Source organism: Butyrivibrio sp. (assembly GCF_024699075.1).
In genome coordinates this window covers 1-7,707 of the sequence record NZ_JAILQF010000252.1, presented here as the reverse complement: position 1 = coordinate 7,707, position 7,707 = coordinate 1, and the positions used below count along the sequence as shown (strand labels likewise).

Genomic DNA, 7,707 nt, shown 5'->3' with positions numbered 1-7,707 from the left:
CATATCAGGTACAAGTATTCCATACTCACCTTCTATAGCCTTATCTGTTGAACTTCCATCAGGTCTTATTTTAAGAAGTGCGTTATATTCATCTTCAGATAATACTATTTCCCTAGGGCCTGTCTTACAATCTGCAGCTATGCATGGCTTTCCAAGTGCCATAGCCTCTAAAAGCGCATTTGGGAATCCTTCATGATTAGATGACAGCACGTACATATCCGATGCTGCAACATATGGGAAAGGATTTTTCTTGATTCCCATAAAAGCAACCTTGTCCTTAACTCCAAGATCTTCTGCAAGCTTCTGATACTGTGACCAGTCACCTGTTCCAAGTATCATAAGGCGAGCCTTGTCATTGTCTTTGGCAATAATTGAAAACGCCTTGATAAGATGCCAGAAGCCCTTGATATAATCCTGCCTTCCTACTGACACTATAAGCTTTATATCATCTGAATCCTTGCGCCTGTCTTTAAGTCCAAAGGGAAGATCATCAATTTTCTCTGTAGCCTGTTTATTAATAGTCTCAACATCAAGAGGATTATAGATATAACTACTTTTATCATAATTATATTCTGTGCTAAGCTGGCGCATTATTTCCTTAGAGCATGACAGAACCTGGTCTGCCTTACTGCAAAAGAGCTTAACCTGCTTAGGAGATTCCATATCTGTAGAGCAGCGAAGACCTGTAAATACCTTCTCTTTGCCCTTAGATAGTGCATTAACATAATTGGCAGATGAGCCAAAGCTGTAACATATATCTATGCCAAGTTCCTTCTTGAGCTGCTTTACTTTTATAACTCTCTTTATAAGATTTATAACCTTGGCATACTTTTCCTTCCTGCTTGGAAGATTGATATTGACGATATTAAGTCCTGTGACATCATAATTGATGTCCTTATCTGAGAAAATAAGGACTGTAACATCATAATATTTCTGCATTAGTCTTGCAGTTGTAACACATACTCGCTCAAATCCGCCCTGATGAAGCATGGGGGTGATCAGCATTAATTTCTTCATTTTACTTACTATTCCTTTTCTTGTAGCTACGGTACTTCTCTTAAGTTTCTTCCGGCATCATCCCTAAATGATCCATGTTCATAGAAGTATGTCATCATCACTGCCTGAGTCCTTACATCAAATCCTGCCTTCTTAATAGTCTCTGCAAGATATACTGATGTATGCGCCCTGTCATAAGGATGCTCCTCAGGGAGGTCTACAAGCACTTTCCCCGTACCCTCAGGAATTCTTCCGTATCCCTGATCCTTGTCATATATTCTGTCAAAGGCATTATCATAACGCTCATCAGGAACTTCGTGAGCATATATATCCTGCCTCGGAACAAAGTCGTTTAAAATTTTCTCAGCCCATATTCTAGGATCATCCTCAATGGACATACGACTTACAAGCCTTGTTATATCTACTTCAGGCGTAATGGAATCTGAAATAAGACACTGAAGTCCTGATGCCTGTGCTTCCACAACAGTGCCTGGAAGCCCTTCATATCTTGAAGGAAAGCAGAAATAATCCATTGCCTGATAGTAATCTGCAACATTAGATTTATTGCCAAGAAATAAAATCCTTGAATCCATCTCAAGTTCACGGGCAAGCTTCTTGGCATCGTCCATTAAAGGTCCTTCTCCAAGGAGCATAAGACGAAGTGGGAGCCCATATATAAGAGTATATCTACCCTTATTATCTTCTCTTATAAGCTGGACTACCTGAGCGAAAACTCTTATTAAAAATTCATGATTCTTGGCATAATGAAATCTTCCAACATGGCCTATTACTATGGCATTGGATATACCAAGCTCATTCCTTATCTTATTCCTTACATCTTCATTATAACTAAATTTATCAACACTTATAGCATTAGGTATGATATTGACCTTACCTGCATCTACAAGTTCATCGCCATATACATGTCTTGCAGCTGCAATAGTACATGAAAGGTAGTAATCAGCTGTGCCTTCCTTCTTAAAGGGTTTTCTTAAAAACTCAGTAAGTTTCCCCTTAAGTCCAGGATCTGTACCGCCACTTCTAACGTGGGAAGCTGTAATACCGGCACCATAATTCTTAGCTATAGGAAGATAGATGGCTGCAGTACTTGTCATATGACCCTGAACTACATTCCACTTACCTCTGTTAGCTTTAAAGAACTCATTTATATAGCCTTTATATTTGAGAATGCTCTTACTGTTAAGCCTTGGAACTGCGTATATATGGCCTCCAAGCCTTTTAATCTCTTCATCAAAATACTCAGGCTTTCTTACTTTCATAAGTTCTTCTGATGAATACTTAACTCCCTTGGGAAGTACTGCATCAGAGTGAACGAGAAAGTCGAACTGAACACGGCTCTTATCTATGTTCCTGTAAAGGTCCATTATGCGGCTTTCTGCGCCGCCAAGGCCAAGGCGACCAAAAACATGCAGGACCCTGATTGGCTTACGGGTTCTTTCCGGTATGCTGTTTATATCAAAATCCTGCGGCATATTGCCTCCTGTAATCGTTCGTTATTATTTCTTTTTTCTAAAGCCGTTTCTAAGTCTAAGTAATTCTCTAATGTAATACTTGGTGTTGGCCATAGCTTTTTCTTTAAAGCGTGATAGATTTGTTGCGTATGTGGGCCTTATCTTCATCATTTCAGAATAGGATATAAACTCTCTACTTGCAAATAGCTTTTCGTAATTCTCAAAGTCCTTATCTGTCATGGTGTTCGTATGTACTACAAATGTAACACATCCATCTTCTTTAGATTTGAGTGTCTGGCTTCTCTTAAAAGATATGGGATAGAATATCATATCTTCCCACATATATGGGCCATTTCCAAATCCGTCTGTAATACTTGTAAAGCCGTTCTTCTTAAGTGCCTTAAGTGTATTTAAGTCATAAGAATGAGACGGTGCCATGAAGATATCTGTTGTGATTCCGTTCTTTTCAAGTAGAATCTTGCCACTTCTTATCATGCTGTCCTGACGTGAAAATGATAGACCAGCAAATTCAGAGTTTCTGTTAAGTGGAAGCAGGCCTCCATTATGAGTAGTATACTCATGATGGAAACCATGCATAGCCAGTGTCCAGCCTTCATCTTCAAGCTTTTTAAGATAATCCCAGAAATCTCTTCTTGGGAGATTGATCATCAGCTTAGGATCACGATTCTCCGGAACTACGCCAAGTAAGGCTTTTATATTATATTTATCAAGTAGACTTTTAAAGCGTTCGAAATTGCTCCAGTCCATATCCGGAGTAATGTCATCAAGTCTGATAGAAATCTTCATGTCATAACCTCACGTCTCTTTATATGTAAATAAGAGACTTATGGCTTTATATTTACGTATAAGCGGTATCTATAATTACTTATTACAGATTTTCCTTATACCAGTCGATAGCAAGCTTGATTCCCTTAGCGAAATCGTAAGATGGATCATAGCCAAGCTTCTCTCTTGCCTTAGTGATATCAGCGTTAGAATCACGGATATCTCCTGCACGTGTAGGTCCAAATACAGGCTCAACCTTAACTCCGAGAGCATCACAGATATCATTATAAACATCTATAAGATATTCTCTTCCGCCTGCACCTATATTGTACATCTCTCCTGCTGCATCTTCAGGAGCAAGACATGCACGAAGGTTACCTTCAATTACATTGTCGATATATGTAAAGTCACGGCTCTGTCTTCCATCTCCGTTGATTGTAGGACGCTCGCCATTAAGGAGCTGCTTGATGAACTTAGGAATAACAGCAGCATAGGCACCATTGGGATCCTGATGACGTCCAAATACGTTGAAATATGAAAGGCCATATGTATTAAGGCCGTAAAGCTTCTTATAAAGCATTCCGTACTTCTCATTGGTCTGCTTGGTAAGAGCATAAGGAGAAAGTGGATTGCCTTCCTGATCTTCTCTCTTAGGAAGCTTGGTAGAATCGCCATATACAGATGAAGAGCATGCATATGCAAATCTCTTAACACCGTTCTGACGAGCAGCTTCCATCATATTAAGAGTTCCTCTTATATTGATCTCTTCATAAATAAGTGGCATCTCGATAGAACGAGGTACTGAACCCCAGGCTGCTTCGTGGCACACATAGTCAACGCCTTCTGTTGCCTTCATACAAGCATCGAGATTCCTGATATCATCTTCGATGAAAGTGAAATTAGGGTTATCCATGAATGGATTTAAATTCTCTATATGTCCTGTTGAAAGGTTGTCAAGTACGCGTACTTTATATCCCTTCTTAAGAATAGCTTCTGTAATATTGCATCCGATAAATCCTGCACCACCGGTAACAAGAAATGTACTTCCTTCTGGGAATGTTAACTGTTCGTAACTCATTTGTGCATTGCTCCTTATAATCTAAATCTAATTATAGTCATAATCGCTAAAATATTATACCACACAAGTCAAATCAGTGCTTCCCTGCACTTGACTTGTATGGTACGTCCTGTACCCACACAAGTCAAATCAGTGCTTAAGCACAAAGCCAAATGCCATATATAATCCAAAAGCTTGCCTTTCACTTCGTCCGGTCAGCGCTTTTGGATTATATATGGCATTTGGCCTTATTTTTATAGCATCTTTCAAATGAGGTGTTAGTTTATAAAAAAAATCTGTGCGTTTCATTTATTTTCAAGGCACCTTAGAAACGTATAAATTTCTCTATTTTAGCTTTATCATATCTCCTAATTTTCTATCGTACTCCTCTGGATAGAATCTCTCTATTCCAGCTCCATGATAGAATGTTATTTCACCAAACAGTATTCTTTCTCCCACTATATAAAAGTCCATTCTAACAAAGGGTATTTCTCCCACTGTCTTACTTGCCAGCTCTTCTGCCAGTCTTAAAAGTTCCTCAAGCTGTGCAGGTTTTTCCACTTCATGATCAGGATTAGTTGGGTAACAGGTTGTAAATGGAACATAATTCCATTCCCTGTCATAAAAGTTTCTATGGTGGTCAGTAAATCTATCATAATCCACCTGTATATACTGAGCCTTACCATTAAAAACAAATACCTTATAATCGTCAATATCTTTACCTGTAGGATCTGCAATGAATTCCTCAGCAAATATCTTGCGATCAATCTTACTATAGACATGTTCTCTTCTATAGTATGAATAATCCGTATGCATAGCCTTATCCATTTCGCTAATAATGTCAGGCTTATCTAACTTGCTTTTGTCTTTACATATTACGACTCCAGTAGATGAAGTATGATTACACTTTAAAACAAACTTATCAGGGAGAGCCTCAAAATCTATATCTTCTGCTTTATCCCAAGAAGCAATTGTCTTTATAACATGTTCATAACCTATACCTTTTCCGACTATATCCTTGACAAGATACTTATCTGCAAGCTCTACATATTTATCTTTATAGCCATATATCTTCAGCCACTGATTCTTCTCATTGAACGTCCTTGGATTTTGCAAGTCAAGTTTATAACCAAGAGAATATTCAAATAGTCTTGAAAGATATTGCTCATCTGACATTCTATTGTAAAATCCGAGCTTTGAAAGATATGAAAAGCGTATTTCCTTATTTGTACAAAACCGCTTTGCAACTTGTAGTACTTTTTTTGCGCCCATTTATAAAATCCTCTTTAGTTGTTATAAGAGGCACATTTCATAATAATCCTCTATTACGACAGCTCTTACTTTCTTTTATCTTATAATCTCAATCTTATTTTTATACTCTACAACTCTTTCCTTAGGCCCCATAAAGATATACATCCATTGTGCAAATGACAGCACTACCCACAAAACCTCAAGTTCATCACTTGTAATATTCTCTCTATTATTCCAAAGTCTGTATACCTCTTCTTGGCTTATGAAATTACACTTTTTGAGTTCAGGTAAAAGAATACTTTCTACATGATTTCGATATTTATCACTCACATATATAGATCTTAAAGGATAACTAAAACCTTGCTTTTTTCTATATGTAAACTCATCACCAAAAAGCTTCTCTGATATCTTTTTTAGCGGAATCTTTGTATATTTCATGTGCCCGTATTTCTTTTTATCTATAAGAGATTCTCTTACAAGGCTACTTGTCTTCTGACTTCTAACCTTCTCTATCAGCTTATAATTAAGAAATGGTACTCTGGTTTCAAGAGAAGCTCCCATAGACATTTTATCCTGCCTGTTAAGTATATCTACAAGATACGTCTTAAGCTCATAATTAAGAGCCTTGGCAAACCTGTCTTTACCATCACTGGATTTTTTATAAATATCTTTTCTTGTATTTATAGCTTCATCCCAGTTGCTATCCGGAATAAGTTTTTTAAGATCTGTTTCTTTAACAAAAGCTCCGGTTGAGATAAATCTTTCTTCATAGGTCTTGGAATTTGATAGTTTAGTACCTTTTATTACAGATACGATTTCTGATAACAGTTTATATTTTTCTGCTGTTAAAAAGCTTGCATATCTTCTGTACCCGCCAAACACTTCATCTGCGCCTTCTCCTGTGAGAAGAACTTTGACGCCGTTTTTCTTAGCCATACGGCACATATTATAAATACCAATGGAATTAGGATGATTTAAAGGCACATCCAAAAACCAGGTAGCTCTTTCAAACTCCTTATCAAAGTCTTCTACCTTCTGATATTCCTGGTGCTGATGAATAGGATACTTATCAGCTACCATATTCATCCATTTTTTTTCGGAATAATTATCATCTTCAAATATTATAGAATAAGATTCCAAGTCTTCTTTATTCTTGGATGCATAAGCTGTAACTATAGAAGAATCAATTCCACCTGAAAGCTGTACTCCAAGCTTAACATCACTTAATAATCTGTCTTTTACAGACTTCTCAATAAGCTTTTCGTATTCAGATATTGAAATTTCTTGTGCATTTGATGATTGTATATCCCAATACTCAACATCCTCAATTGTCTCATTACTGATTTTCAAGTAATGAGCCGGAAGGACGTTATAAACATTTTTAAAAAGGGTTTTTGAACCGGAAACATATCTAAAATCAAAATGTTCAGATATAACATCTTCTTTTAATTCATTTTTGAAAAATTCATTTCCATAAAATGATTTTACTTCAGATGAATATATAAAGGCATCTTCACTATCATAATAATAAAGCGGCTTTACGCCAAGTCTGTCTCGAATAAGATATACTTCTCTACTTCTGGTATCAGCTATACATATAGTAAACATGCCATTGATCCTATCAAGCATGCCATCAAGTCCATACTCCAGATATAGATTGAGAATAACCTCAGTATCTGTATGGCTTTTAAACTTATATCCCTTAGCTATAAGTTCATCTCTGTAATCAAAGGCATTGAATACTTCACCATTAAATGTAATATATACTTTGCCTTCTTCATCGCTCATAGGCTGATGACCCTGATGCGAGACATCCAAAATACTAAGCCTTACAAATCCCATTGCCATATCAGGGCCAGACTGCGAATTATAGATATCAAGATTTTCATATCCATTGTCATCAGGCCCTCTATGTTCTATAAGTGAGATCATTTTATTAATAACTTCATCTGATCTTATAATACTTTTCTTAGTTATGTATCCAGTAATTCCGCACATTTATAGTCCTCGTATATGTTAATCTTAAAAGCGAATCAATAACACTATAATATCTCCGTAATTCAAAACCCTTGTATTATAGCATATCTTTGTTTTCACAAAAAAATACACATGTAAATAATATCTTAAAATACGAATTCAAACAAC

6 protein-coding genes are annotated in these 7,707 nt (G+C 36.7%); all 6 read right to left on the bottom strand.

All coding sequences use genetic code 11. From position 1 onward, the window contains the following. A partial coding sequence (locus tag K6G87_RS10310) for a glycosyltransferase (RefSeq protein ID WP_296836677.1) occupies positions 1–1,017 on the bottom strand: 1,017 nt, incomplete at its 3' end. Positions 1,018–1,043: 26 nt separating this feature from the next. Beyond that, positions 1,044–2,489, bottom strand: coding sequence for a glycosyltransferase family 1 protein (locus K6G87_RS10305; protein ID WP_296836674.1), 1,446 nt, complete (start codon positions 2,487–2,489; stop codon positions 1,044–1,046). Positions 2,490–2,513: 24 nt separating this feature from the next. Further along, on the bottom strand, positions 2,514–3,275 hold the full coding sequence (locus K6G87_RS10300; protein ID WP_296836671.1) for a DUF2334 domain-containing protein: 762 nt from the start codon (positions 3,273–3,275) through the stop codon (positions 2,514–2,516). An 82-nt stretch (positions 3,276–3,357) separates the two neighbouring features. After that, entirely contained in the window at positions 3,358–4,332 is a 975-nt protein-coding gene (locus K6G87_RS10295; RefSeq protein ID WP_296836669.1) for an SDR family oxidoreductase, read from the bottom strand. Positions 4,333–4,656: 324 nt separating this feature from the next. Beyond that, positions 4,657–5,583 carry an ATP-grasp fold amidoligase family protein gene (locus K6G87_RS10290; RefSeq protein WP_296836666.1) on the bottom strand — a complete coding sequence of 309 codons (927 nt, stop codon included), beginning with the start codon at positions 5,581–5,583 and terminating at the stop codon, positions 4,657–4,659. Positions 5,584–5,658: 75 nt separating this feature from the next. After that, positions 5,659–7,560: an asparagine synthase (glutamine-hydrolyzing) gene (asnB, locus tag K6G87_RS10285; protein WP_296836663.1), complete on the bottom strand. Its 1,902-nt coding sequence runs from the start codon at positions 7,558–7,560 to the stop codon at positions 5,659–5,661. Positions 7,561–7,707: the final 147 nt, after the last annotated feature.